Below are 25,855 nucleotides of genomic sequence, written 5' to 3'. Positions count from 1 at the left end.
ATCCACCTCTTCAAGGCGTTTAAATTTTAACACAATTCAATCAATTAACGCAATCGTTTTAACTAAATTGTAACAAAATTCTGAATTGTCTCCAAGGCTCTGTTAGCGTAGGCTTCATTTCTTTCTTTTTTATTTTTGATTTTTTTATCCAGCGGTTTAATAAGACCGAAGTTTGCATTCATCGGCTGGAAGTTCTTCGGGCTCGTCGTCGTAATATAATGAGCCATGCTTCCCATCATCGTTTCATGCGGCAGCACAACCGGCTCTTTCCCTTCGACGAGGCGAGCAGCATTGATGCCGGCGATGAGACCTGCAGCAGCAGATTCAACGTAGCCTTCCACTCCTGTCATTTGTCCCGCAAAAAATAAATCATCTCTATCTTTATATTGGTAAGTTGCTTTAAGTAGATTCGGGGAATTAATGAATGTATTCCGATGCATGACGCCATAGCGGACAATTTCAGCATTTTCCAGACCAGGGATCATTCGGAACACTTCTTTTTGCGCTCCCCATTTCAGGTGGGTTTGGAAACCTACCATATTATATAATGTTCCAGCTGCATCATCCTGACGTAATTGGACGACTGCATAAGGAGTGTTACCTGTTTTCGGGTCTTCTAAACCTACAGGCTTCAACGGGCCGAATGTCATGGTCTTTTTCCCGCGCTGGGCCATTACTTCGATAGGCATGCAGCCTTCAAAGAAAATCTCTTTTTCGAACTCTTTTAATGGTACGGTGTCAGCAGAAGTCAGAGCTTCGTAGAATCGGTCAAATTCTTCTTCTGTCATCGGGCAGTTCAGATATGCCGCTTCACCTTTATCGTAGCGTGATTTCAGATAGACTTTGTCCATATCAATCGAATCTTTTTCTATAATTGGAGCAGCTGCATCATAAAAGTATAAGTATTCCTCACCTGTCATTTCTTTCAAATGGCTGGATAATGACTCGGAGGTCAATGGTCCGGTGGCAACAATCACGGGGCCATCGGTTGGGATATTTCCAATTTCTTCATTATATACGGTTACGTTCGGGTGGTTTTTCACATGCTCCGTCACATAGCCCGCAAATTCGTGGCGATCCACAGCAAGCGCTCCTCCGGCAGGAACTTGTGACTGATCAGCCGCTTGTATGATAATTGAATCCAAGCTGCGCATTTCTTCTTTAATGACCCCCACTGCATTGGTCAGGGAATTGGCCCGCAGGGAGTTACTGCAGACGAGTTCTGCAAATTTATCTGTATGGTGAGCCGGGGTCTGTTTCGATGGCCTCATTTCGTACAAATGTACTTGGATGCCTCGCTTGGCAAGCTGCCATGCCGCTTCACTTCCTGCCAGACCGGCGCCGATTACTGTCACATGTTGTGTCGTCATCAGACATGCTCCTTTCAAATTCGTGTCAAGTATATCTCCTTACCATTCGGTAATTATATCGATACGGTCAACTGGTGTCAATAAGATATTACAAACATGGTTCACTCCTATCATACATACCAAAAAGAAAAAGCAAGCGCAAATTTTGCGCTTACTTTTGAGGTTCTTCTTTATAATCACATTCCGTACACTGGATTTGCACACCTTTTTTCGACTTTTTCTCAACAAGCAGGGAGCTGCACTTTGGACAAGGACGACTGATCGGCTTATCCCAGGAAATGAAGTCACAATCAGGATAACGTTCGCAGCCATAAAAAGTCCGGCGTTTCTTGCTTTTCCTTTCCACTACTTCTCCCTCTTTACACTTCGGACAGGTGACGCCGACTTTCTTTAAAATCGGCTTTGTGTTCCGGCAGTCAGGAAAGTTGGAACAAGCAAGAAATTTTCCATAACGCCCCATTTTATAGACCATTTCATGCCCGCACTTCTCACAGTCGACGCCGGCAGGTTCATCTTTGATTTCTACTTTTTCCATCTCTTTTTCAGCTTTTTCCAGTCTGGGTTCAAATCCTGTGTAAAAGTCTTTGATGATTTTTACCCATTCTACGTTTCCTTCTTCCACTGCATCGAGATCTTCTTCCATCTTGGCAGTGAAATCGACATCAATAATCTCCGGGAAGTATTCCTCGATGGATTCATGAACAATACTGCCCAGTTCTGTTGGCACAAATCGTTTATTATCGAGTGCGACGTAGCCTCTGCGCTGAATGGTATCCAAAGTCGGAGCATAGGTGGAAGGTCTTCCGATTCCCAACTCTTCCAATGTTTTGACCAATCTCGCTTCCGTGTAACGGGGAGGAGGCTGGGTAAAATGCTGATTCGGTTCGATTTCATCTGCTTTGACGGTCATTCCTTCTTCCAGCTCCGGCAGCATTTTATCTTCCTCTTTTTTGTTGTCATCCCGGCCTTCCACATATACTTTCATGAAACCCTGGAATTTCACCTTGGATCCCGTAGCACGGAACTCAACCCCCTGGTTGGTCATATGCACAGTCATCGTATCCAAAACTGCAGGCGCCATCTGGCTAGCGATGAAGCGGTCCCAAATCAACTTATATAGTCGATATTGATCACGGGACAAAATACTTTTCATTTTTTTGGGGTCCCGTACGGCAGAGGTCGGACGGATGGCCTCGTGGGCATCCTGGGCGCCTTCCTTCTGTTTCTTCTTCTTACTACCGCCCAGGTACTCATTACCAAACTTATCCTCGATATAGCTTTTAGCTTCGTTCTGAGCCGAATCCGATAGACGTGTGGAGTCTGTACGCATATAGGTGATCAAACCAACGGTACCTTCTTTTTTTCCCAGTTCAATACCTTCATATAATTGCTGGGCGATCATCATTGTCTTTTTTGCACGGAAATTCAGTTTCCGCGCCGCCTCTTGTTGAAGCGAAGAAGTCGTAAACGGTACCGAAGGGTTTCTTCTGCGTTCCCGTTTATTCACTTTATCAATTTGGAAATCCTTGCCCTTCATTTTCTGAAGGACCTGGTCTACGTCCTGTTTGGTTTTCAATTCCTGCTTTTTCCCGTCTATCCCATAAAAGGCACCAGAGAATTTTTCTTTCTCTTTTAGGAAAGAGCCGTCAATGGACCAATATTCTTCTGGCTGGAACTTGTTAATTTCGTTCTCTCTATCGATGATCAACCGCACCGCGACCGATTGTACCCGGCCGGCACTCAGGCCTTTTTTAACTTTTTTCCACAGAATTGGGCTAATGTTGTACCCTACCAATCTATCCAGGATACGTCTCGCCTGCTGAGCATCGACACGGTCCATATCGATGGTGCGGGGATTCTTGAATGAATTTTTTACGGCGTCTTTCGTAATTTCATTAAAGACCACACGACATTCTGTTTTGTCATCTATTTCAAGGCTATGAGCCAAATGCCAGGCAATCGCTTCCCCTTCTCTGTCGGGGTCGGCAGCGAGATAGACGCGCTTGGCTTTTTTAGCTGCTGTTTTCAATTCTTTAAGAACGGGACCTTTCCCGCGGATCGTTATATATTTTGGTTCAAATTCTTTGTCGACATCTACACCCATCTGACTTTTAGGCAAGTCACGGATATGACCTAAAGAAGCCTTTACTTTATACTTTTTTCCTAAGTATTTCTCGATTGTTTTAGCTTTTGCAGGTGATTCGACGATAACTAGATAATCTGCCATTACTGTTCCTCCCATAGAGGTGTGTGCACCTTATGCAATTTCTTTGATAAACTTTCCCTATTATTAAATACTTTCTTTTCATTTGTCAAACATGATTGGTCAGAATTTTTTTAACTTAAGCTGTGAAAAGGGGTTATCCGTCATATTTCGACAGTAAACCGAGTTTTATTTCGGCCAGGATTCTATAATGTCATGGGTATTTAGAACCATTTTCGCCCCTTCCTGGATCATGCGATTACAGCCTTCACTATTCTCATTCAAAAGTGAACCAGGAAACGCAAATACTTCTCTTCCTTGTTCCAATGCCTGATCCACCGTTATTAAAGAACCACTTCGAGCTTTCGCTTCCACTACCAATGTAGCCGCTGACAAACCGCTTACAATCCGGTTTCTTTCAGGAAAATGATACTTCTGGGGACGGACATCCGGGGCATATTCTGAAATTACCAATTGGGATGCAGCCATTTGCTGAAATAAGGATATGTTCTCTTTTGGGTAAATATGATGGAAGCCAGACCCAATCACCCCGACTGTTGTACCATGATAGCGCAAAGCCAGGAGGTGTGCAAACCTGTCTACCCCTGCAGCAAGCCCGCTGACTACCCTCCAGCCTGCTTCGATCAGTGGAGAAATGACCCGTTCCATTGCGGGGTAAGCTGACTTCGTCGGTTTCCTTGTACCGACTACACTGATTGATGGTGTATGATTCAATAGCTCTCGGTTACCAGCCAGATAAAGCACAAATGGCGGATCCGGAATATTTTTAAGCAGGATGGGATAATCCTCATCAAAAATTGTTATCACAGAGAATTCTTTCATAAATTGTTCACTTTTATACCTTCTCGCATCAGATTGAAGCTGGTCATGAAAAGCTTTAGCTCGTTGGAAGGGTATGTTGTAAAGCGAAGAGATATCTTGAGAAGACATATGAAAAACAGAGGTCAATCCAGGATCATGAAGGAGGATTCTTCGAAGTAAGGGGCGGGTTGCGTAGTCATTATTGTGAAGAAAAATCAACAATTTTCGTCGCGGATCATTCAATACTAATCACTCCTGTTTTGGTGGTGAATTTATAACGAGGTTTATTACTAAAAAAGGGGAAAAAAAAGGGGGGATTTATGGCTAACTTAAAGAAGACCGTGCATGGAGATGCCATGCACGATCTTATACTTGAAATTAATGTGTTTTACACTTGTCATAAAGCCCGTTGTCTTGTAATACTTCAATCAATGTCTCACCCATGACAGATGGTGTTTCCGCCACTTTGATGCCACATTCATTCATGACCCGGATTTTCTCGTCAGCTGTACCTTTACCACCGGAAATAATGGCACCAGCATGGCCCATACGCTTTCCTGGAGGTGCTGTACGTCCGCCGATGAAGCCTACCACAGGCTTGGTCATATTTTTCTTGACCCATTCTGCCGCTTCTTCTTCTGCCGTACCACCGATTTCACCAATCATGATGACTGCTTCTGTGTCTTCATCTTCGTTGAACGCCTGCAGAACATCGATAAAGTCTGTTCCATTGACTGGGTCTCCACCGATACCTACAGCTGTCGACTGGCCAATTCCAGCTTCAGAAAGCTGATGTACCGCTTCATATGTCAAGGTACCAGAACGGGAAACAACCCCGACATGCCCCTTCTTATGAATATACCCAGGCATGATACCAATTTTACATTCTTCTGGAGTAATGACACCAGGACAGTTAGGACCTACTAAGCGTGTCTTCTTCCCCTCCATGTAGCGTTTTACTTTCACCATGTCAAGCACAGGAATATGTTCTGTGATACAGATCGCTAAATCCATTTCAGCATCTGTCGCTTCCATGATGGCATCCGCTGCAAAAGGTGCAGGGACGTAGATGACAGAAGCATTGGCACCGGTCTTTTCAACTGCTTCTGAAACTGTATCGAATACAGGGACACCTTCAACCTCTGTGCCGCCTTTACCTGGTGTGACACCACCTACGATTTTCGTACCGTAATCCAGCATTTGTTTCGTATGGAAAAGGGCTGTTGAACCTGTAATTCCTTGCACGATTACTTTTGTGTCTTTATTAACATATACACTCATCTGATTCCCCGCCTTTCTACTTCACTAGTTCTACTATTTTTTGTGCACCATCTGCCATTGAATCCGCAGATGTTATGTTCAAACCGGACTCATCAAGGATCTTCTTCCCTTGCTCAACATTCGTACCTTCCAGACGAACGACCAATGGAAGTGTCAAACCGATTTGTTTTGTAGCTTCTACAACACCTTCAGCAATGACATCACACTTCATGATACCACCGAAGATATTAACAAAGATCCCTTTGACATGTTCGTCAGATAAGATGATTTTGAAGGCTTCTGTAACCTTTTCCGTAGTAGCTCCGCCCCCTACATCAAGGAAGTTGGCCGGGTCGCCGCCATAGTGTTTGATGGTGTCCATTGTAGCCATTGCAAGACCAGCACCATTAACCATACAGCCGATATTGCCATCCAGTGCAATATAACTAAGGTCATACTTAGAAGCTTCCACTTCTTTCGGATCTTCTTCATCGAGATCACGAAGCTCCTGGACGTCTTTTTGACGGTAAAGTGCATTGTCGTCAAAGTTCAACTTAGCATCCAGCGCCATGACATCCCCATCACCTGTAGTGACTAGTGGGTTGATTTCAGCGATGGAACAATCTTTTTCGACAAAAACTTTGTAAAGCCCCATCATGAATTTCACAGCTTTTGAAATTTGCTCTTTCGGAATGTTGATGTTGAATGCCAGACGACGGGCCTGGAAAGGAGTCAATCCGACTACTGGGTCGATGACTTCTTTAAAGATTTTTTCAGGAGTTGCTGCTGCAACTTCTTCAATTTCCGTTCCGCCTTCTTCTGAAGCCATCATCGTAACACGGCTTGTTGCGCGGTCTAATACAAGGCCGACATAATATTCACTCTTAATGTCGCAGCCTTCCTCAATCAGTAAGCGCTTTACTTCCTTACCCTCTGGACCGGTTTGATGAGTAACGAGCGTTTTGCCAAGAATCTCATCGGCATATGTACGCACTTCATCAGCATTTTTTGCGATTTTGACACCGCCGGCTTTACCGCGGCCTCCCGCATGGATTTGCGCTTTCACTACTGTGACACCTGAACCTAATTTTTCAGCTGCTTCAACAGCTTCATCTACGGTATATGCCACATGACCATTTGGTACTGAAACGCCAAATTCGCGTAGAATGTCTTTCCCTTGATACTCGTGAATGTTCATGTTCCATCCTCCCATCATTTTAACTGCATTACCATTGTATAAAAAAACGTCGGGAATTGTCCACAGTAACCGTCGGGAACTTGTCGAAAAAGTGTCACATACAGAAACAAAGAGACCATAACTTAATTATGTAAACAATAAAGGTGAACTCTTTCTATTATATATCCTGGTCTGCCCGGTAAATAAAAGCAAATACTTCTGCCACCACCTGATACAGCTCCTCTGGTATTTCTTCATTAATATTCAATTGGGAAAGCAGTTCCACTAAGGAAGCGTCCTCCTGGATGGGAACACCGTTTTTTACTGCGTTTTCAATCAGATTGGCTGCCACATAGCCTTTCCCCTTGGCCAGCACTTTAGGGGCATGATCCTGATTCTGCTTATAACCTAATGCCATAGCCTGTTTCTTTTTATCCTTCATACTTTTAAATCCACTCCGCTCTCCGAAAAATAGCTTGGAAAAGTAACACCATCACTGGAACCTTTGATTTTTTTAAATTGAATCGAAGCAAGATCAAAACCCGCTTGATTAAGCCCGTTTTCCAATTGCGACTGAAAATGGGTGGTCTTTTTTAGTGACTCATTATGTTCATTATAAACGGTCAGGAATACTTTGCGCTGACGAATGGACATATCTACCACTGTTTCCTTTAAGTGCTCTAATTCTAAATAAAATAGAACATGACAAAATTCAGGATCGATATCGCCCTTTTCATTTTTTCTGCCTTCTATATTAACCTGGATGTCCTTTGCTTTCATAAATGTACCGGGTAACACGAGGCTCCACTGTACCATTTGTGTATTATCCTGATGAGCTGTCAACTGAATTCCATTCAGAAAATGGAGAATTTGCTGCATCCGTTCTAACTGTGACTTCCCCGATTGCTGTTCATTCAGTACCTGAAGCAGAAGTGTTTTCATACTTTGATTTGACTGAAGTTCCTCGTGGTTAGATAACTGTTTCAACAACTGCATTTCATCATCACACCCTGCCAACAGCATCATGTTTTTCACTTGAAGGTAGATTTTTTGTGAAAGATTTTCCGCTTGAACCGGAGATCCTGGAGTCCCATTCAAACTGGCCAGGTTGTGAAGAAGGGCTTTTTCCGTATTGCTCAATGACGGTTTTTCCGTCAGATACCTCTCTGTTTCTTGCAGAAGGGATGATAACGTTGCATGTTGGCGTACGGTCAAGGCTTCTATGATGCCAGAACGGAAAGGAAGCTGCTTTTCAATGGCTTGAAGCAAAGCTCCCAAAGTTTTTTGTTTATCACTTGCCTTATGTAAGAGGGATGAGGCCTGCTTCAATGCTGACTGACGGAAAGGAAGGTTCCGCTCTACTAATAATGACACCAGACGTTTGTTATCTGCAGTCGCTGCTAACCCAAGTCGCTCTAACACCTGTTTAGCATCATAAATGAACTCTTTCGATTGTTTCGTTAATATTTTCAATTCGATTTTATCTTCCAGGGAAAGTATTTGAAATAGATACTGATCTCCAGATGTCACAGGAGCTTGCAACTGGGCAGTCACTTGTTGATTTCCTAACGATATGACTGCCGTATCATTTGGCATCAGTTTTATCACGCGCCCGGACAACACCTGCCCATGAAGCAGCCCTGGTCTGTTATCACTGGTCACTCGGTGTAATGCCTGAAATAACCCTGATGCTATACCTTTCAATGCGAAGTTCCTCCTTTAAGGCCGGATTGCTGCTGACACTGGAGAAAAACTGTACCTGTGATAAGGGGAAGGGCCGAATTGTTCCAAAGCCTTCATATGTGTGCTTGTTCCATAGCCCTGATTTGATTGAAAATCATACATCGGAAACTCTTCGTGAATTTTTGCCATCATCCGGTCTCTTGTCACTTTTGCGACAATGCTTCCTGCCGCAATAGACACACTTCTTTGGTCTCCTTTGATTAATGCCTCTCCAGTACAAGGCATTCCATCAAGGTTGACTGCATCAATTAATAAATGATCAGGAGTGATTCCTAGGTCGTTCACTGCTCGTCTCATGGCCATTTTTGTTGCTTCATATATGTTGTAGCGATCAATTTCCTCATTTGTTACTTCGCCAATGCCATAGGCCAGTGCATCAGCTGTAATCCGTTCAAACAACATTTCTCTTTTTTCCTGTGATAATTGCTTTGAATCATTCAGGCCTTCTAAATAATAATCTTTATGTAAAATGACACAACCGGCTACTACCGGTCCGGCAAGTGGTCCTCTTCCAGCCTCATCAACACCGGCTACATATTGTTTGCCTGCTTCGTATTGTTTCTGTTCAAATACCATCATTTCTTGATATTTAACTTGGAGTAATTTTTCTTTTTCTAACTGGCGTTCATACTGAAGGAGCAACTTTTGAACACCTTTACGAGGGTCCTGTTTTAACGCTGTCCATTCATGCTCAGCTAACTGCCTTCCTGCCAGCTTTTCTTTCACTTGTGCAATCGTCCATTTCCCCACCGTACATTCTCCTATCCTTATTCTATTTATCGGAAGTTTCTTCTTAAAATAAAGGCTCTGTTAAACGTTAAGCTCACATTTCATGCTTAGCTCACTCATTTTTTGAAGAACGATATAACGATGTTTCCGTTTCTCCTATAAACGCAAGGAGGGCCGGGAAATTGCGAGACTCCTATGGGAGGATAGTACATGGTGAGATCCCGTAGGGCTTTAGCCCGAGGAAGCTCACCGTACGCCCATGGAAAGCGAGTGATTTCCCGGACCTCCAAACCGTTACTACCGTAACGGAAACATTTTACAGATTCAATTTCAAAGAAAAAAGCGCACTTTTGAGGTCAAAAATGCGCTCTTATACTATTACTCTGTCGGAACATCGAAGGTAATCCTGCCCAGTTTGCCTGACCTCAGATCCTGAATGATGACTTCCGCTGTTTTTTCGTAATTGACACGCGCTCCTGCTTCCAGGCAGCCACGCCGTTTCCCAATCGTTTCGAAAGCCTCGATCATATCCTCAAAATTCGAGAAGCCGAACCTTTCATTTAAAAGGTCAGGATAAAAATTCTTCAGATAATCTAATATATAAGCTGCTACATCCTCAATCGGCAAGATTTGATCTTTAATCGTACCGATAGCAGCAAGGCGGTACCCTACTTCTTCATCTTCGAACTTTGGCCACAGAATACCTGGTGTATCCAATAGCTCAAAATCCTTCTTGACTTTAATCCATTGCTGGCTTGTTGTAACACCAGGACGATCGCCTGTTTTAGCGATTTTCTTATTGGCAAGACGGTTGATCAGAGTAGATTTTCCAACATTCGGTATTCCTAGAATCATAGCTCTGGCTGGCCGTGGGTTTATCCCTTTGGCTTTCATTTTGTTCATTTTATCTTCAGCCATATGCTTGGCAAGGTTGATTAGCGCCTGGATATCTTTTTTATCCTGGGCGTTAACCGCTACCGCAGATACGTTATCCTTCTTGAAGGTTTCCATCCACTCTTCAGACAACTTAGGGTCTGCAAGGTCTTTCTTCATCATAACGATCATCTTTGGTTTTGTCTGAAGTAATTGCTGAAGCATCGGATTCTGTGATGATTCCGGTGCCCGGGCATCCACAAGTTCGATGACGAAATCGACCAGCTTTAATTTTTCTGCAACTTCTCTTTTTGCTTTGGCCATGTGGCCAGGGAACCATTGTATTGTCATAACATCACCTTATTCTTAATCTACGAGCCGGATGCGATCGAGTGGCCAATAAGTAAATACTGCTTCCCCGACAATTTGATCCATAGGAACGACACCGAACATACGGCTGTCAGTCGAATTATTACGGTTATCTCCCAGGACGAATACATGCCCTTCCGGCACTGTTTCATAATCTTCTTCTGTTACTTGTTCTAACGTGAAATCCTGGGTTAGAATCTGATTCTCGGCCAGCTGATCTTTTCTTTCCTCCAGGTAAGGTTCTGCCACTCTCTCTCCATTAATATACAGCTCATCATTCTCGACAGCTACATGATCACCTGGGACCCCAATTACCCGTTTGATATAATCTCGTCTCTCTGTGGCATGAAAGACGACAATATCAAAGCGTTCCGGTTTTCCCAGCGTGTAATTGATTTTACTGACAATCAGATGATCATTATTTTCCAATGTCGGAAGCATTGATGGCCCTTCGACAACAACAGGAGCAAATAGTATAACCCTTACCAAAATGGCTAGTATGGCAGCGATCAGGAATGCTTTGATCCATTCCATCCATGCATTTTTCATGAAGGCCATCCCTTTCCTCTAAACTAACTGTTCCTACTACGTTATATTTCTTTAAGTTTAAGAAATACATTAATCTGTTAACAAAGTTAAGTTTTCTTAAAGTACAAGTAGAAAAAAGGAGCTTGGCGTCTGCAAGCTCCTTCCTGTTTCATTAGATGATTTCTTTAATACGTGCTGCTTTACCACGCAGGTTGCGTAGATAGTATAGCTTCGCACGACGAACTTTACCACGACGTGTACGTTCGATTTTCTCGATACGTGGGGAATGTAGCGGGAATGTACGCTCGATTCCTACACCGTAAGAAATTTTACGTACAGTGAATGTTTCGCTGATTCCGCCGTTTTGACGTTTGATTACAACGCCTTCGAATACCTGGATACGCTCGCGAGTTCCTTCCACGACTTTAACGTGGACCTTCACTGTGTCACCAGGACGAAAATCAGGATGGTCTGTACGAAGTTGATCTTTTGTAATTTCGTTAATCAAATCTTGCATCCTCTTTCACTCCTTCCAAACTAATGCTCTTGACTTACTAGGAGACAGCGGAACATCGTTTTCCGCTTAAACCGACGTTTAAGCACAAAATTTAATATATCATAGATTCTTTGCTACTGCAACAAGCTGTCAGCTATTTTCCCATTTTTCTATCCAGGATTTTTCTTTCTCGGTCAATTCCCTTTCTTTCAACAGATCCGGCCTGCGTTCCCATGTACGGTATAAAGATTGTTGGTGGCGCCATTCTTCAATACGGGCATGATCGCCGGACAAGAGTATGTCTGGTACTTTCATTCCCCGAAAATCAGCTGGACGGGTATAATGGGGATGTTCAAGTAAACCGTTCGAAAAAGAATCTTCAGGTGCCGATTGTTTATTACCGAGCGCATCAGGCAATAAGCGTACGACCGAATCGATCACAACCATTGCACCAAGCTCTCCACCTGTCAATACATAATCACCAATAGACAGCTCGTCCGTTACGATATGCTGACGGATACGTTCGTCATAACCTTCATAATGTCCACATAGAAAAATTAAATGATCTTCTTCGGAAAGTTCTAAAGCCTTACTCTGCGAATGTGTTTCCCCCTGTGGGCACATCAGGATGACACGAGGCTTCGTGTTCCGCTTCTTCTTTGCCGTTTCCACTGCATCGAACAGCGGTTGGGGAGTAAGCACCATTCCGGCACCTCCCCCGTATGGATAGTCATCAACTTTCTGGTGTTTATTATTACTGTAATCCCGGAAGTTGATGAACTCATAACTGAAAATATCGCGCTCTTGCGCTTTTTTTAAAATAGAGTTATTCAACACGCCTTCAAACATTTCTGGAAACAACGTCAGAATATCAATATGCATCAGTCAAGCAGCCCTTCTATTGGATCAATGACAATCCTTCCTTCTTCTATATACACTTCTTTCACGACATCATCGATATATGGAATAAGGACATCAGACTTTCCTTCTCGCTCTACGACCCAGACATCATTCGCTCCGGGGGTGAGGATTTCTTTTACTTCCCCAAGTTCTGTTCCATCCATTAGGAAGACACGGCAGCCGATAATTTCATGGAAATAATATTCTCCCTCTTCTAAATCCGACAACTGCTCCTCCCGAATCTGAAGGATGCCGCCCTTTAAGCGCTCGACATCATTAATGGTCGGGAGTCCTTCAAACGTAAGCAGATCAAACCCTTTATGCTCCCGGTGACCGGAGACAATCAATTTCTCCGGTTTCCCGCCGTCCTTCACCCAATACAAAGGCGCTCCTGGCTGGAATCTATCGTCAAAGTCAGTGATGCGAATCACTTTCACTTCTCCTTTGATTCCGTGCGTATTGACAATTTTCCCTACATTATACATCTGTTGTTCCATTTCATTACCTCGCTTGGATTACTATTCCATCTTTTATGACGATTGTCTGATGTTCATATATTTCATCCCATCTGGCACCTTCGGTTACTTCAACAATCGCTTCGACTTCTTCGATGAACAATTCGCTGCCCTCTGGCAGTATTTCTAGTTGTTGGAGTTTATATTCTACCCAGTTCATCTTTTCTTTGCGAAGTTTGATTTCCTGTGTAAACCGTTTTTCTATTTCACTTGGTGAGATGTCACTTCTTTTCTCAAGCTTTCGCTGTTCAAAACGCAACTGCTGGCATTCACGGTCATATCTTTGATACCTTGACTGGAAATCTTGTGACAGCTGTTTTTTACTGTCTGCAGTCAGTACTTGTTTTACAGGAATTTTTTTTATAATTTTCATGTTCCTGCCCCTTTTTCTCAAAGCTTCCGTTCTGTGTCCATTCTTCAATAAATAAAAAGTAAATTGTAAAAAAGGGAAAGGTAATTGCTCCCTCTCCCTCATTACATGATATCCAAGTAAATTCTCTTTTTAGAGTCTGACCCTGCTGCGTAAACAACTGTCCGGATCGCTTTTGCTATCCGACCGTTCTTTCCAATCACCTTGCCGACATCCTCCTGGTTGACCGTCAAATGATAAACGATTTTGCGTTCCTCTTCTTTGACGTCTACCTGGATGTCTTCCGGGTGATCGACAAGCGGACTGACAATAGTTTCAATCAAGGCTTTCATGGTATCACCACTACTTTACTTTTGGTTTTTTGCTTCGTGGAACTTCGTCATGATGCCTTCATTTGAGAATAGGTTACGAACCGTGTCGCTCGGCTTAGCGCCATTAGTCATCCAGTTCAAAGCTTTTTCTTCATCAATATCAACCTCAACTGGGTTTGCTACTGGATTATATGTGCCAATTTGTTCAATGAAACGTCCATCACGAGGAGAACGTGAATCAGCTACAACTACACGGTAGAATGGGTTACGTTTTGATCCCATGCGCTTTAGGCGAATTTTTACTGCCATCTTTAAGCACCTCCATAAATTATTAATGTTTCGCACAAGTTTAGATTTTAGCAGATGTTTTTCTGTGTGTAAAGGATTTTTCCATTACATGAATGGAAAATTCATTCCCTTGCCTTTTTTTCCTTTTTGCATATTGGTCATTTGTTTCATCATTTTCTTCATTTCTTCAAACTGTTTCAGCAGTCGGTTGACCTCAGATACGGATGTTCCGGAACCTTTAGCGATCCGGCGTTTACGGCTTGCATTCATCAGGGATGGATCCTGCCGTTCTTTCTTCGTCATCGACTGGATGATTGCTTCTACATGCGAGATTTGTTTGTCGTCAATCTGGGCATTCTTCAGCCCCTTCATCTTGTTGGCTCCTGGAATCATATCGAGTAATTCATCCAATGGTCCCATGTTTCGGACTTGACCCATTTGTTCCAGAAAGTCATCAAAGGTGAATGAAGCCGATCGCATTTTCTGTTCTAATTCTTTCGCACGGTTTTCATCTACACTATCCTGAGCTTTTTCAATCAGTGTCAGTACATCTCCCATACCCAGAATACGGGATGCCATCCTCTCAGGATGGAAGGGTTCCAACTGATCGAGCTTTTCACCCATACCGGCGAATTTGATCGGTTTACCTGTTACAGCCTTAATAGACAATGCGGCACCGCCACGGGTGTCCCCATCGAGTTTCGTCAATACAACACCACTGACTTCCAGCTGTTCGTCAAAACTTTCCGCAACATTGACAGCATCCTGCCCGGTCATGGCATCGACGACAAGGAAGATTTCATCCGGCTGGACATTTTCTTTGATTTGCTGCAATTCTCCCATCAAATCGCTATCAACATGAAGACGGCCAGCCGTATCGATGATAACGTAGTCGTTGTGGTTTTCTTTCGCTTCGGCGATCGCTTCATTGGCAATATCAACCGGATCGGCATCCGTACCTTTTGCATAGACAGGCAAATCCAATTGCTTGCCGAGTGTCTGAAGCTGATTGATGGCTGCAGGCCGATAAACGTCAGCCGCCACAAGTAACGGTTTACGATTGTGTTTTTTACGCAGGTGATTGGCAAGTTTACCGGTAGTGGTCGTCTTACCGGCACCTTGAAGACCGACCATCATGATGACGGTCGGGGGACGCTTCGCAACTGCGATCTTACTTTCGTCACCGCCCATCAAATCGGTCAATTCTTCTTTAACCACTTTGATTACCTGCTGACCTGGTGTCAGGCTTTCCATTACTTCCTGACCGATGGCCCGCTCTTTCACGCGTTTGACAAAGTCTTTGACGACCTTGAAGTTGACGTCTGCCTCAAGGAGGGCAAGACGGACTTCCCGGGTCATTTCTTTTACATCTTGTTCGGTTACCTTCCCTTTACCTTTGATCCGTTGGATTGTATTTTGTAAACGGTCGGCTAAACCTTCAAATGCCATAGAAGGAGCCCTCCTAATCTAATTCTTTTAATCGTTCGAGTGAATCCAGAACTTCTTTCTGATCTGTGAGTTTACCTTGCAGTTCTTCAATCAATTGCTGCCGTTCCTGGAACTTCGCATACAAGTTCAATTTTTCTTCGTATTCTTCCAGCATGGCTTCTGTACGGCGGATATTATCGTAGACAGCCTGCCTCGAGACATGGAATGTCTCAGAGATTTCACCAAGAGAATAATCTTCTAAATAATACAATTCCATATAGTTCCGTTGTTTAGGTGTCAGCAACGTCTGATAAAAATCAAAAAGATAATTAATTCTGGTCGTCTTCTCCAGCACGGCAACCACTCCTTGTTAAGTGAAATGCCTTTACATATATGAATATTACAGAATGAAAGGCATAGCTGTCAAGCATCACTGCTCTTTTTCTTCGTCATGACCTTCCACCATATCAGCGAACAGGCCATAGACGAATGCATGAGCATCAAACGGTTGAAGGTCGGTCACTTTCTCACCAAGCCCTACCAGTTTAACAGGAATCTCCAGCTCATTACGAATCGCAAGCACAATTCCCCCTTTAGCTGTACCATCGAGTTTCGTCAACACAATTCCCGATACATCAGTAGCTTCCGAGAAGGTCTTCGCCTGGATCATTGCATTCTGTCCCGTAGTCGCATCCAGCACAAGGAGCACTTCATGAGGAGCAGTTGGTACTTCTCGCTCGATGACACGTTTCACTTTAGCTAATTCATTCATCAGATTGACTTTATTCTGAAGTCGTCCGGCAGTATCACATAGCAGTACGTCTGCGTTCCGGGATTTGGCTGCCTGGATGGCATCAAAAATGACTGCAGCCGGGTCACTTCCGGCACTATGCTTCACGACATTAACGCCGACTCGCTCACCCCAGGCATCCAGCTGTTCAATGGCCCCGGCACGGAACGTATCCCCTGCGGCAAGCATGACATTTTTTCCTTCGCTTTTTAACTGGTGGGCGAGTTTACCAATCGTAGTCGTTTTTCCGACGCCGTTAACTCCGACAAACAGGACGATCGACAATCCATCATGATTAATATTCAACTCTTCCATTTCTTCGCTGTCGTCATCGCCATAATAGATTTCAACAAGCTTCTCGGAAATAACTTCCCTTACCTGTTTCGTATCTTTGATATTTCGTCTTTTTACTTCCATTTCCAGTTCATCAATCATTTCCATTACCGTGGTGACGCCGACATCAGCAGAAATTAGGATTTCTTCTAAATCCTCGAAAAAATCTTCATCAACTGTGCGGTAGCGGGCAACCAGGTCATTAATCCTTCCAGAGAAGGAGTCTCTCGTTTTTGTCAAACCTATACGGAACTTAGCTGCAATTGATTTCTCTCGTGCAGAAGGGTCTGCTTCCGGCTCTTCCACCTGAGGCGTCTCCTCTTCTACAGGAAGGGAAGGGGCAGCCTCTGGCTCTTCGAGCTGCTCTTTTGTCTCTGGGGTAGTATCCAATTGTTTTACAGGTTCTTCAGCGGTGTCCTCTTCCTCGATTTCTTTCTCTTCCTCCACAACTGGTTGATCATCAGGTAGAGAGTCTGTTTCTTGAGGCATAGCTTCTTCTGGCGTTTCTGTTTCTTCCATATCTGAATGTTGTTCTTCCAGCTCCTCTGCCTGCTCTTTCTCCATTTCTTTCAAATCTTGCTCAAAAGGATCTAAAATGAATTTGTCCTTTAACTTCTTGAAAAAGCTCATCCAACCTTCCTTTCTATACTTCTAATAAGTCGGCCGATTCTTCTAATCTCACAGAAACCAGCTTCGAAACGCCGGATTCCTGCATCGTAACACCGTAAAGCACATCCGATTCTTCCATCGTGCCTTTCCGGTGAGTTATGACGATAAATTGTGTCTTTTCACTGAATACTTTCAAATAACGGGCGAACCGGTCCACATTGGCATCATCCAGTGCCGCTTCTACTTCATCCAGCACACAGAACGGTACAGGGCGAACCCTAAGGATAGCGAATAGCAGAGCGATGGCCGTCAACGCACGCTCGCCCCCTGACAATAGACTGAGATTTTGAAGCTTCTTGCCCGGTGGCTGCGCTACAATATCCACACCAGTTTCAAGCATATTGTCAGGGTCCGTCAAACGAAGGTCGGCTCGTCCACCGCCGAATAACTCGGTGAAAACGACGGAGAACTCCTGTTTAATCTGAGTGAATGTCTCTTCGAACCTGCGATGCATTTCCCCATCCATTTCAGAAATGACAGAATAAAGTGTATCTTTCGCTTCGTTCAGGTCCGCCTGTTGGTCTTTCAAAAACTGATAGCGTTCCTGGATACGATCAAATTCATCAATGGCACCCAGATTGACATTCCCCAGCTCATCAATCGCACGCTTGATCAATTTTACTTTCGTCGTGCTGGCATTAATATCAGCTGCACGTTCATATTCCTGCTGTGCGCGTTCAAAAGTAAGGAAATATTCTTTTTGTAAATACCCAAGCATGTTTTCAAGTTCAACATCCATTCGGTTCGCTTTGACCTCTTTATCCTGGATGTCCTGAACATAGTGATGATGGGTACGATTTTGCTCTTTCAATTCCTGGTCTTTCTGTTTAATATGCTCGGCATGTTCGTTCCTTTTATTTCTTTGGCTAGCGATTTGGGCTGCTGTCTCTTCTTTGTCGGACTTTTTATCCTGAATAGAGGCTTCTAATTCGGCTTCTGTCTGTTTATTGTTGGCTATATCCATCAACTGGCTGTACTGCTGACGGTTTTCTTCCAGGCTTTGTTCCAGTTCGGCTATTTGTTCTTTCAGTCCTTGCCACTTCTCCTGATGATATTTCACATCAGAATCTTGCTCTGTGAGTTTGACCTGCAACTCATGCTGCCTGGCTTTCAAACTTTCTTCGTTTTCGGACTGTTGTTTTTCCGCTTCTGTTAACGTATCGATTTGCTGTTGAGCCTTTGTCAATTGTACTTCCAGATCCTCCAGCTCAAGAGCCAGATCAGCCAGACGAGCTTTTAATTGATCACGGTCCTGTTCGTATTGTTCCTGGTCCTGATCAAACAGCACCAATTGATCATTTACGTTATCATGCTTCACTTGGACTTCACGAAGGACTGCCCGCTTTTCCTGCTCCTGTTCTTTTAAATTGTCTTTAGAAACACGGAGTTCCTGCAATGTTTCCTTCTGTTCTTCGTTCATTCGCTTTAATTGCTGCATTTCTTGTTCTGCAGCCCTTGTTTTCTTATCAAAAGTGGACAGTTTATCATGCAGTTCCTGCAATTCTCTTTCTCTCGTAAACAAGGACTGATTTGTTTTCTTTTTTGCTCCTCCAGTCATCGCTCCGCCTGGATTGATAACGTCTCCTTCTAATGTAACAATGCGGAAGCGCCGCTGCATCGTTTGTGCCAATTTGTTTGCTGTCTCTAAATCTTCCGCGATGACAATGTGACCCAGAAGGTGACGAATGGCCCGGTCGTATTGATGGTTAAAATCAACCAAATCAGCAGCTACTCCTACAAACCCAGGCTGGCTGTTAATTCGAGCCGTCATATCTGCAGGAATAAATCGGGGCTGGATTGTTTCCAGCGGCAGGAATGTCGCTCTCCCTTTATTATGCTGACGAAGCCAGTGGATCGCCTGACGGGCAGCAGATTCATTGGTCATGATGACATGCTGCGCCTGTGCGCCCAACGCTGTCTCGATAGCTGTAATTAAATCGCCAGGGACATCGATTAACTCAAGGACTGCACCTTCAATCCCCTGGATGTATTGCTGTTCTCTCGCTTTCAATACTTCTTTAACACCTTGGAAATACCCGGAGAAATCCTCTTTCATTTCTTCCAGCATTTCTTTCTTGGATTTCAGCTTTTCGACATATTGGTACCCTTGATAAAGTTTGCTTTGCAACTCCTGGTATCTGGTTTGGCTGGTGTTCAGTTTTTCTTCCAGTGCGGTCAGTTGCTGCTCTTTTTTTACACGCTGTTCGGAGATGTGGTTGACTTCCTGTTCGATCTCTTCTTTTCTGGCAATCAACCGCTCCCTTTCTTCACGCATATCTTTGAATTTATCTCTTTGCACTTCACTTTTTGAGCCGATTTGATCCAGCTGTCGGGAAACCGACTGCTTTTCATTTCGTTTGGCAGCCTGTTCATTCAATAATTCAATATAGTCACCTTTCAGCTCTTCAATCTGTTCTCCGATATCCTGACTCTCCAGCTCCAGCTGTCTGGTTGTTTCTTTATAAGCTTTTCTTGTTTCTGCTTGCTGTTTTTTTCTTTCTTTTAGTTCTGCTTCGTGTTTTTCACACACTGCTTTCGTCTGCTCCAGACGGGACGACAGCTGAGTAAACTCTTCTTCCAGCTTCACTTTATTCTCTTCAAAATGCTTGAATTGTTCTTTGACGAGCTGCTTTTTTCCTTCGAGATTCTCCAGCTCTTGAGTCAGGGTGAGCAGTTTCTCTTGCAGCTTTTCTATCGATTCATCCAAGACCAATACCTGGTCTCGCTCTTTTTCCACTACGGTTTCTTTCTGTTCGATAGCAGCCCTGATTTCAGCTTCTTTCCCTTTCATTTCTTCCAGGTTGTCCAATAAGTCCTGCCATTCGTTGTTCAACGTTTCTATTTGTGCGATTAATAGAGATATCTCTACGTGTTTCAATTCCTCTTTTTTCTCCAGATAATCTTTCGCAATGGCCGCCTGTTCTTTTAATGGTTCGAGCTGACCTTCTATCTCATGAATGATATCTTCCACTCTGTTCAGGTTTTCCTGTGTTTCGGCCAGCTTGTATTCTGCCTTTTTCTTACGCTGTTTGTATTTCAGCACCCCGGCAGCTTCTTCAAAAATACTGCGCCGTTCTTCCGCTTTCGAACTTAAAATTTCCTCTACTTTTCCCTGGCTGATAATGGAAAAGGCTTCCCGGCCTAAGCCAGAATCCATAAACAGATCGACGATATCTTTGAGGCGGCAAGGCTGTTTATTTATATAAAAAGCACTTTCACCCGATCGATAGACCCTACGGGTAACACTGACCTCCTGGTAATCAAGCGGCAATGTCTGATCTTCGTTATCCAATGTCAGCGTGACTTCCGCCATGTTCAGGGCATTTCTCGTATCACTTCCGGCAAATATGATGTCTTCCATCTTACTGCCGCGAAGGGACCGGGCGGATTGTTCACCGAGCACCCAGCGGATGGCATCGGTAATATTACTTTTCCCGCTTCCATTCGGTCCGACTACTGAAGTGACACCTGGCACAAAATCAACGGTGACCCTTTCGGCAAAAGATTTGAATCCAATGGTATCTAAACGTTTGAGGAACATCTGCATCCTCCTATGTAATTAACTTTCCTGTAGTTTTAAGCTTGCATTTCAACTCATTTATTTTATCATAAACATTAAGGCTATAGAAGAAGCCAAACAACCCCGCAATGAGGAGGAATCGTCGTGAGCTTGAATGAACCCACGCAAAAAAACTTAGAAACGATCATTAATGACCTGGCTGACCGTCTGCAGGTAGTCAACCGTTCGATCATGGACCCTGCTGACTATGACCTGGACAATTATGATGAAATCAAATCTCTGCATGACATGATTGTTACGAAGGGACAGCTAAGTGTCTCAGAGACACAGGCATTTGTCGAAGAGTTAGGCAACTACCGGAAATAATATCGAAAGCTTAGAAAGACTGGGCTTGTCGCCAATAACTTATGGCGAAAGCCTTCGTACTTTCTTATGCTTTAATCTTTTAACAAAATTAATTTTTCTTAAAGTGCAACAGAAAGCCGCGCAGCAATTGCGCGGCTTTGTTACAGATTAGGAAATTATAAACTTGTCTTTCTGTGGACAACGTTAGGCTGCGAGTCTCATCCAGCTCCAGCGCCTACCCCCTCGAGATCTTAAGTCAATCCTCTCTGTGACAAAGAACGTCACGGCGAGGCTTGTCTTAAGCTTGTCGGGGGTGAGCAAGGCGCTTGCGCTTTTGTTTATTTACATGCTCCTGATTTTCGGAGTGCTTCTTCAGCAGCTTTTTGTTCTGCTTCTTTTTTTGTGCGGCCGATGCCGATGCCGGCGGTTTCATCCGAAATTCGGACATGGGCCACGAATTCGCGATTGTGGGCCGGGCCAAGTTCCTCCACGATTTCATATTCGATTACCCTGTTCTTCTCACGCTGCACTACTTCCTGCAATTGGCTTTTGAAATCCATCGCATGCGAAAAAGCACCTTTTTTCACCTTTGGATATACATATTTCTCCAAAAAGGCAAGGACTGCCTCATACCCCTGGTCCAGATAAAGAGCACCAATGAATGCTTCAAATACATCCGCAAGCAAGGCTGGGCGATTTCTACCGCCTGTCATCTCTTCCCCTTTTCCTAATTGGATCAGCTCACTGAAATTCAGTTCATCAGCAAACCGAACGAGAGAGATTTCACAGACGATCGAAGCGCGAAGTTTCGTCAACTCGCCTTCACTCATGTCCGGGTACTTGCGGTAAAGGTACTGGGAGACACCAAGTTCCAGCACAGCGTCACCAAGAAATTCGAGACGCTCATTATCCTTACGCTCTGTCTTACGATGCTCATTCACATAAGATGAATGGGTAAATGCTTGTTTTAAAAGTTCGATATCTTCGAAGTGGATACCTATTTTCTCTTGAAAGGTTGAAAAGTCCTCCATCGCTCACCTAAACCCTTTCAGTTAGTATTGACGACATATAGGAAGGGCTGTCCATATATAGGACAGCACCTTGCCAAACTGTTATTGGATGCTGTTTATGTAATTCACAGCGTCACCAACAGTATTAATTTTTTCTGCTTCTTCATCAGCGATCTCCGTATCGAATTCATCTTCAAGCTCCATAACAAGCTCAACTACATCCAAAGAATCCGCTTCAAGATCATCTTTGAAGGAAGCCTCCATTGTGACCTTAGATTCATCTACATCAAGACGATCGACAATGATTTGTTTGACACGATCAAATGTATCTGCCATAAGACTTCACCTCCCTTCCGTTATTATAAATGAGTTTTCATCGAAAAACTAGATGATTCAAATATTTATGATTTCAACCGGCAAAATTAACCGGATAAATCCTTACATAACCATGCCGCCATCAACATGAAGCGTCTGTCCAGTCATATAGCTGCTGTCCTCAGAAGCAAGGAAGCGAACCACATTGGCGATATCTTTTCCTTCCCCTAAACGGTTAAGCGGGATCATCTTGAGCATTTCCTCCCGCTGCTCTTCTGTCAGCTCATCTGTCATATCAGTTGTAATGAAACCAGGAGCTACAGCATTAACAAGGATATTCCTTGTTGCAAGTTCCTTGGCATTGGATTTGGTCATACCGATCACTCCAGCTTTAGCAGCTACGTAATTGGCCTGCCCCGGGTTTCCGGACACACCTACGATAGAAGCAATGTTGATGATGCGTCCGCTTTTTTGTTTCATCATCTGGCGGGTTACCGCTTTAGTAGTCAGAAACACGCCTTTCAAATTTGTATCAATGACCTGATCGAATTCCTCTTCTTTCATTCTCATCAGTAAATTATCCTTCGTGATGCCGGCGTTGTTAACTAGTATATCAAGACGGCCGAATGCTTCAATCGTAGTTTTAACCATATCTTTGACGTCGGCTTCCTTTGATACATCTGCCTGGATTTTCATAGCTTTTCCGCCATTAGCCTCTATCTCATCCACCACTTCCTGCGCCTTCGCTTCACTGCCCGCATAGTTAACCGCAACCGCGGCACCTTTATCAGCCAGTTCCAGCGCAATGGCGCGTCCAATTCCTCGGGAAGCGCCTGTGACAAGTGCTACTTGATTTTCCAGCATTATGAATCCTCCTTATACCATTCGATGAATGCTTGTAATGTCTCTGGATCCTGAATTTGGAATGTCTTCATTCTCCGTTTCACTTTTCGAACCAATCCGCTCAGTACTTTGCCGTGGCCAACTTCCACAATGGCGTCAATATCCTGTTCGACAAACTTTTCTAAAATCTGCTGGAAGCGGACAGGAGAATACAGCTGCTCAATTAACAGCTCTTCGATCATCTGCTTATCTGTTACAGGTTCTGCTGTCACATTGGCATACACCGGAATAGAAGCATCAGAAAGATCCGCGTTCTTCAGAGCTTCAGAAAAGTCCTCGCTTGCCGGTTTCATTAGACGGGAATGGAAAGGGCCACTGACATTCAGCGGCAGCACACGTTTTGCTCCTGCTTCCTTCAATTGTTCAGAAGCTTGATCCACTCCTTCTTTACTACCGGAAATAACAATTTGTCCAGGGCAATTGATGTTGGCCAAATCAACGACTTCATCGTCCTTCATACCTTCCAAAACGTTCTGGATTGCACCCTGATCCAGCCCTAACACAGCTGCCATGGCTCCCTTACCAGTCGGGTAGGCATGCTCCATCAACTGACCGCGCTTCTGTACAAGTGCTGCCGCTTCAAGCGGTTTAAGCGCCTTTGAAGCTACCAGTGCGCTATACTCACCAAGACTATGGCCGGCAGTCATTACCGGTTCAATACCTTCTTTCTCAAGCAGGCTGACAATCGCAGCACTATTGATTAACAATGCCGGCTGAGCATGTTCCGTTTTTGTCAGCTCATCCTGGGGCCCATCAAACATAAGTTTCGTTAGAGGGACTTCCAGCTCCTCATCTGCCTGTTCAAATAAGTCTTTCACTTCATCATAAGTCTCATACAAAGCCTTCCCCATGCCGACTTCCTGAGAACCCTGGCCTGGGAAAACAAAAGCTACGCGTTTCATGCTTCTTCCTCCTCTGTTCCATGAATACTTTTCACTGTTTCAGCTATTTTCGAGGTAACATCCTCTTCGGCCATATGGGTCGCTTGCCTGATTGCATTGAAAATTGCCCGGGCATTGGAAGAGCCATGCGCCTTGATTACCGGAGCAGACAGCCCAAATAGGCCGGCGCCTCCATATTCCGAATAGTCGAGTTTATCTTTCAGCTGTTTCAAATCATTTTTGACAAGACCAGCCGCAAGTTTCGTTTTGAAATTGGACATGAATGTTTCTTTAATCATCGAAAACATCGTCATCGCAGTACCCTCAATTGTTTTGAGAGCAATATTGCCACTGAATCCGTCGGTTACCACAACATCTGCCACTCCATCAAGGAGGTCTCGGGCTTCGACATTACCGACAAACTCTACTGGTGCTTCTTTCAGTCCGGCAAAAGCTTTTTTGGCAAGGTCACTTCCTTTGCCCTCTTCCGTACCAACATTCAGCAAACCGACTTTTGGCTGCTTGATTCCTCTGACTTTCTCCGAATAGATGGAACCCATGATCGCATACTGGACGAGGTGCTGCGCTTTAGCATCAACATTGGCACCGACATCAAGGAGAAGGAATCCTTTCCCGTCTACCGTCGGGAGTGTCGGACTTAGTGCCGGACGTTCGATTCCTTTGATTCTGCCGACAATAAACAGCCCTGCACTCATCAATGCTCCCGTATTGCCTGCAGAAATACAAGCATCCGCTCTTCCTTCTTTCACTTCCTGTGCCATCAGCACCATGGAAGCTTGTTTTTTACGGCGTACGGCCCGGACCGGTTCATCTTCACTTGTAATTTTTTCTTTCGTATGTATAATCGTTATATTTTTTGTATCCTTTATTAATGGCTTGATTTGTTCCTCATCCCCAACCAGGGTGATTTGAAGCTGTTCATTTGCCTCAACTGCCTGGATAGCACCTTTGACGATTTCCACTGGTGCATGGTCGCCACCCATCGCATCGATTGCGATTCTCATTATTCCTGCCCCCTCTGTTGATTCGAACGAAACATCTCAAAAATTCCGGAGAACACTTTTTCATTATCCACAAAACTGTTCACTTCTACAACCGTCCGTCCTTTTTCGTCTACACCGGTAACCGATGCTTTAGCAACGACCCTTTCCCCTTTTGTAACCTGTCGGGTAAACCGTATTTCCGCTTTCGCCGTGAGCGCCAATTCATCATTGATGACCGCTACCGCCAATGAATTTGCCTGAGCAAACAAATGATGGCCACGGGCAATATCGTTTCTGGAAAATACATGCTCCCGGTCTATATCCAAAATGGAAATAGCTCGCTGATCCAACTCTAAATCTACTATTTCACCGATCACTTCTTCAATGGGTAATGCTTTTACGGTTTCATTCCATTCATTTCTTGCAACAGACTTGATCCTTTCCCTAAGTTCCGGAATGGAAAGCTCCATCCGATCCAGCCGTATCGTCTGGATACTGACGCCGAACTTCTTAGCCAGGTCTTCATCGGTAATGAATGGCGTGGATTCGATTGTCTCTTTTAATTCTATTTGCCTTGTGCGTTTATCCTTTTTCATAGCTTTAATCCACCGTCCGAATTATGACTAGGTACTAATAGTAATATATAATACCAAATGGGTGAATGCAAGGATAAGCATTCTAAAAAGGCTCGAAACGCTCATAG

27 protein-coding genes are annotated in these 25,855 nt (G+C 44.1%); 1 reads left to right on the top strand and 26 read right to left on the bottom strand.

Translation table 11 applies throughout. The features are described from left to right. Positions 1-62: 62 nt before the first annotated feature. The 20 genes from trmFO to smc all read right to left on the bottom strand — a co-directional run bounded on the left by trmFO (position 63) and on the right by smc (position 20,715). Entirely contained in the window at positions 63-1,370 is a 1,308-nt protein-coding gene (gene trmFO / locus B9Y67_RS16160) for an FADH(2)-oxidizing methylenetetrahydrofolate--tRNA-(uracil(54)-C(5))-methyltransferase TrmFO (RefSeq protein WP_085508253.1), read from the bottom strand. Between the two features lie 151 nt (positions 1,371-1,521). Beyond that, positions 1,522-3,597, bottom strand: coding sequence for a type I DNA topoisomerase (gene topA / locus B9Y67_RS16155; protein ID WP_085508251.1), 2,076 nt, complete (start codon positions 3,595-3,597; stop codon positions 1,522-1,524). A 165-nt stretch (positions 3,598-3,762) separates the two neighbouring features. Further along, positions 3,763-4,638 (bottom strand): DNA-processing protein DprA, encoded by an 876-nt coding sequence (gene dprA, locus B9Y67_RS16150; RefSeq protein WP_085508249.1) that lies wholly within the window; start codon positions 4,636-4,638, stop codon positions 3,763-3,765. 135 nt (positions 4,639-4,773) lie between these two features. Continuing rightward, positions 4,774-5,676: a succinate--CoA ligase subunit alpha gene (gene sucD / locus B9Y67_RS16145; protein ID WP_085508247.1), complete on the bottom strand. Its 903-nt coding sequence runs from the start codon at positions 5,674-5,676 to the stop codon at positions 4,774-4,776. Positions 5,677-5,692: 16 nt separating this feature from the next. Next, positions 5,693-6,853: an ADP-forming succinate--CoA ligase subunit beta gene (gene sucC / locus B9Y67_RS16140; protein WP_062445823.1), complete on the bottom strand. Its 1,161-nt coding sequence runs from the start codon at positions 6,851-6,853 to the stop codon at positions 5,693-5,695. Between the two features lie 157 nt (positions 6,854-7,010). Further along, positions 7,011-7,274: an EscU/YscU/HrcU family type III secretion system export apparatus switch protein gene (locus tag B9Y67_RS16135; RefSeq protein WP_085508245.1), complete on the bottom strand. Its 264-nt coding sequence runs from the start codon at positions 7,272-7,274 to the stop codon at positions 7,011-7,013. Beyond that, positions 7,271-8,536 (bottom strand): hypothetical protein, encoded by a 1,266-nt coding sequence (locus B9Y67_RS16130; RefSeq protein WP_085508243.1) that lies wholly within the window; start codon positions 8,534-8,536, stop codon positions 7,271-7,273. The genes B9Y67_RS16135 and B9Y67_RS16130 overlap by 4 nt, the downstream gene beginning before the upstream one ends. Positions 8,537-8,551: 15 nt before the next feature. Next, positions 8,552-9,325, bottom strand: coding sequence for a ribonuclease HII (locus B9Y67_RS16125; RefSeq protein ID WP_085508241.1), 774 nt, complete (start codon positions 9,323-9,325; stop codon positions 8,552-8,554). A 357-nt stretch (positions 9,326-9,682) separates the two neighbouring features. Continuing rightward, positions 9,683-10,528 carry a ribosome biogenesis GTPase YlqF gene (ylqF, locus tag B9Y67_RS16120; protein ID WP_085508239.1) on the bottom strand — a complete coding sequence of 282 codons (846 nt, stop codon included), beginning with the start codon at positions 10,526-10,528 and terminating at the stop codon, positions 9,683-9,685. A 15-nt stretch (positions 10,529-10,543) separates the two neighbouring features. Continuing rightward, entirely contained in the window at positions 10,544-11,104 is a 561-nt protein-coding gene (gene lepB, locus B9Y67_RS16115) for a signal peptidase I (protein WP_085508237.1), read from the bottom strand. 142 nt (positions 11,105-11,246) lie between these two features. Then, positions 11,247-11,591, bottom strand: a complete 345-nt coding sequence (gene rplS / locus B9Y67_RS16110) for a 50S ribosomal protein L19 (RefSeq protein WP_028782766.1) — start codon at positions 11,589-11,591, stop codon at positions 11,247-11,249. A gap of 129 nt (positions 11,592-11,720) precedes the next feature. Beyond that, positions 11,721-12,452, bottom strand: a complete 732-nt coding sequence (gene trmD / locus B9Y67_RS16105; RefSeq protein WP_085508235.1) for a tRNA (guanosine(37)-N1)-methyltransferase TrmD — start codon at positions 12,450-12,452, stop codon at positions 11,721-11,723. Continuing rightward, positions 12,452-12,967, bottom strand: a complete 516-nt coding sequence (rimM, locus tag B9Y67_RS16100) for a ribosome maturation factor RimM (RefSeq protein WP_085508233.1) — start codon at positions 12,965-12,967, stop codon at positions 12,452-12,454. Before rimM ends, trmD begins: the two co-directional genes overlap by 1 nt. Positions 12,968-12,971: 4 nt before the next feature. After that, positions 12,972-13,358, bottom strand: a complete 387-nt coding sequence (locus B9Y67_RS16095) for a YlqD family protein (protein WP_085508231.1) — start codon at positions 13,356-13,358, stop codon at positions 12,972-12,974. Between the two features lie 101 nt (positions 13,359-13,459). Next, on the bottom strand, positions 13,460-13,687 hold the full coding sequence (locus tag B9Y67_RS16090; protein ID WP_085508229.1) for a KH domain-containing protein: 228 nt from the start codon (positions 13,685-13,687) through the stop codon (positions 13,460-13,462). A gap of 15 nt (positions 13,688-13,702) precedes the next feature. Then, positions 13,703-13,975, bottom strand: coding sequence for a 30S ribosomal protein S16 (gene rpsP, locus B9Y67_RS16085; RefSeq protein ID WP_062445812.1), 273 nt, complete (start codon positions 13,973-13,975; stop codon positions 13,703-13,705). An 84-nt stretch (positions 13,976-14,059) separates the two neighbouring features. Further along, the gene (gene ffh, locus B9Y67_RS16080; RefSeq protein ID WP_085508226.1) at positions 14,060-15,403 is read right to left on the bottom strand and encodes a signal recognition particle protein; all 1,344 of its coding nucleotides are present in this window, start codon (positions 15,401-15,403) and stop codon (positions 14,060-14,062) included. 13 nt (positions 15,404-15,416) lie between these two features. Next, positions 15,417-15,737 carry a putative DNA-binding protein gene (locus B9Y67_RS16075; RefSeq protein WP_085508224.1) on the bottom strand — a complete coding sequence of 107 codons (321 nt, stop codon included), beginning with the start codon at positions 15,735-15,737 and terminating at the stop codon, positions 15,417-15,419. Between the two features lie 75 nt (positions 15,738-15,812). After that, a complete protein-coding gene (gene ftsY / locus B9Y67_RS16070; protein ID WP_441007564.1) occupies positions 15,813-16,769 on the bottom strand; it encodes a signal recognition particle-docking protein FtsY in 957 nt (318 codons plus the stop codon). A 379-nt stretch (positions 16,770-17,148) separates the two neighbouring features. Beyond that, entirely contained in the window at positions 17,149-20,715 is a 3,567-nt protein-coding gene (smc, locus tag B9Y67_RS16065; RefSeq protein ID WP_085508219.1) for a chromosome segregation protein SMC, read from the bottom strand. Between the two features lie 123 nt (positions 20,716-20,838). On the opposite strand from smc, the gene B9Y67_RS16060 reads away from it, so the two are divergent. Further along, positions 20,839-21,060, top strand: a complete 222-nt coding sequence (locus tag B9Y67_RS16060) for a DUF1128 domain-containing protein (RefSeq protein ID WP_085508217.1) — start codon at positions 20,839-20,841, stop codon at positions 21,058-21,060. Positions 21,061-21,377: 317 nt separating this feature from the next. On the opposite strand, the gene rnc is transcribed toward B9Y67_RS16060, so the two are convergent. The 6 genes from rnc to fapR all read right to left on the bottom strand — a co-directional run bounded on the left by rnc (position 21,378) and on the right by fapR (position 25,748). Then, entirely contained in the window at positions 21,378-22,070 is a 693-nt protein-coding gene (gene rnc, locus B9Y67_RS16055) for a ribonuclease III (protein WP_085508215.1), read from the bottom strand. Positions 22,071-22,151: 81 nt separating this feature from the next. After that, positions 22,152-22,385: an acyl carrier protein gene (acpP, locus tag B9Y67_RS16050; protein WP_062445806.1), complete on the bottom strand. Its 234-nt coding sequence runs from the start codon at positions 22,383-22,385 to the stop codon at positions 22,152-22,154. Positions 22,386-22,487: 102 nt separating this feature from the next. Beyond that, positions 22,488-23,228 (bottom strand): 3-oxoacyl-[acyl-carrier-protein] reductase, encoded by a 741-nt coding sequence (gene fabG / locus B9Y67_RS16045; RefSeq protein WP_085508212.1) that lies wholly within the window; start codon positions 23,226-23,228, stop codon positions 22,488-22,490. Continuing rightward, the gene (fabD, locus tag B9Y67_RS16040; RefSeq protein ID WP_085508210.1) at positions 23,228-24,169 is read right to left on the bottom strand and encodes an ACP S-malonyltransferase; all 942 of its coding nucleotides are present in this window, start codon (positions 24,167-24,169) and stop codon (positions 23,228-23,230) included. Before fabD ends, fabG begins: the two co-directional genes overlap by 1 nt. Further along, positions 24,166-25,173 carry a phosphate acyltransferase PlsX gene (plsX, locus tag B9Y67_RS16035; protein WP_085508208.1) on the bottom strand — a complete coding sequence of 336 codons (1,008 nt, stop codon included), beginning with the start codon at positions 25,171-25,173 and terminating at the stop codon, positions 24,166-24,168. Before plsX ends, fabD begins: the two co-directional genes overlap by 4 nt. Next, positions 25,173-25,748 (bottom strand): transcription factor FapR, encoded by a 576-nt coding sequence (gene fapR / locus B9Y67_RS16030; RefSeq protein ID WP_085508206.1) that lies wholly within the window; start codon positions 25,746-25,748, stop codon positions 25,173-25,175. Before fapR ends, plsX begins: the two co-directional genes overlap by 1 nt. Positions 25,749-25,855: the final 107 nt, after the last annotated feature.

Source organism: Thalassobacillus devorans, from assembly GCF_900176565.1.
Taxonomy (GTDB): Bacteria; Bacillota; Bacilli; order Bacillales; family Halobacillaceae; genus Thalassobacillus; species Thalassobacillus devorans_A.
Note: the sequence above shows the minus strand (reverse complement) of the source record. Positions and strands in the feature narration are given on the sequence as shown.